Annotated in this window: 1 protein-coding gene and 1 pseudogene; both read right to left on the bottom strand. The window is 74.6% G+C overall.

Annotated features, from left to right (window positions below):
• A partial coding sequence (larC, locus tag FV222_RS25300; protein ID WP_246685658.1) for a nickel insertion protein occupies positions 1-328 on the bottom strand: 328 nt, incomplete at its 3' end.
• Between the two features lie 79 nt (positions 329-407).
• A pseudogene (gene lnt, locus FV222_RS25295) lies at positions 408-1643 on the bottom strand (apolipoprotein N-acyltransferase); the annotation flags it as partial.
• Positions 1644-1645: the final 2 nt, after the last annotated feature.

Genomic DNA, 1645 nt, shown 5'->3' with positions numbered 1-1645 from the left:
GGGCGCGGCCGTCGACGAGCGCGTGGCGCAGGCCGATCGTGGCGGTCTCGGAAAAGCAGGCCGCCGCCACCGCATCGAGGGCGTCGGCGCGGGCGAGCAGGCGGACATGCGCCATCATCCGGCCCTTCTTGCCGAAGACCGGCATCTGCACGACGTCGAGCACGTCATCGCGCATCCGTAGCCGATCGAGCCCCATGGCGAGGTCCTCCCCGGACTGGTCGTCGACCTCGAACGCGATCACCGCGATGGTGCGGTGGTCCGGATGCGCCTCCGGGGACGCCACTGGCGCCGTCTCGTCGAAGGCGAGGGCGCGGACGCAGTTGCTCAGGCCGGGCAGGCGCTTGGTGCCGAATCCGACGCCGGAGCGCCCGAGCCGCCGGGGGCCGGTCGGCGCCGGCGGCCCCCGCCGGCAGGATCGCGCCGGGGAAGATCGCCTCGTAGCAGATCGTCGCCGCCACCGGCGGCAGTCCGGGCACGTCGAGGATGCGCTGGCCGGCCAGCGTGCCGGCGGAGAAGCCGCCCGGCACCGCCACGAACTGGCGCAGGCCCAAAGCCCGCAAGGCCGCGTCGAGGGGGGCCGGCAGGTACTCGCCGAACGGCACGAGGTGGACCTTGTCGTAGCTGTCGACGATGCGGCCGCCGGGCTCGATCGCCATGATCGCGTTGAAGTAGCGCAGGCGCTCGCCGGGCAGCGGCTCCTCGGCGCGGGCCGCACCGGTGATCAGGTGCTGGCCTGGCGCCAGCCCGGCGCCGACCTGCGCCATCGCGGCCGGATCGCGCTGGATCAGGAACGGAAACGCCGATTCCGGCCAGAGGATGTGGGTCGGCGCCGCGCCGCCATCCTCCGGCGGGCGCCGGGTCAGCTCGACGTAGCGATCGACGATGTCCTGCCGGTTCTCGGGGCGGAACTTCGCGTCCTGCGGCAGGTTCGGCTGCACCAGCCGCAGGCGCACCCCCACCACGACCGGGTCGGCCTCGGGATCGACGCGCTCGGCGCCGTAGAGCGCCATCGCGGCCAGCACGATCGCGGCGGCGGCGCTCGGGCCGAAGCGGCTGCGCGGATGCGAGCCGGTGGCCAGCGTCGCCGGCGCCGCGCAGACGAGGATCGCGAGCACCGTCAGGCCGTAGAGTCCGACGAGCGAGGCCGACTGCATCAGCCAGAGGTTCTGCCCGACCGCCATGCCCAGGGTGTTCCAGGGGAAGCCGGTGAAGACGTGCCCGCGCACCCATTCGGCGCCGGCCACCCCGAAGGCGAGGCCGGCGATGCGCCCCGGGCCGCGGACCCAGAGCAGGCCGGCGACGGCAAAGCCCGCCGCGTAGAACAGCCCGAGCGCCGCCGGCAGGCCGAGGACGCCGAGCGGCAGCGCCCACAGGAAGACGTCGGCCTCGACGAGGAAGGCGGAGCCGAGCCACCACAGCCCGGCGAACAGGTAGCCGAAGCCCCAGGCCCAGCCGATCAGCGCGCAGGGCCATAGCCGGGCGGGCCGCGTACTGCGCGAGCCGGCCGTCCCGTCCACCAGCCAGATCGCGACGGCCAGCGACACGGCGAGCGCCGGCAGGAACCCGAAGGGCGGCATGGCCAGGGCGCCGAAGCTGCCGGCGAGAAAGCTCGCGCCCAGCCGGCGCCAGCCGCGCAGGAGCATGA

This window comes from Methylobacterium sp. WL103 (assembly GCF_008039885.1).
GTDB classification, from domain to species: Bacteria; Pseudomonadota; Alphaproteobacteria; order Rhizobiales; family Beijerinckiaceae; genus Methylobacterium; species Methylobacterium cerastii.
The sequence above is the reverse complement of the archived record's forward strand: the minus strand, read 5'-3'. Positions and strand labels throughout refer to the sequence as shown.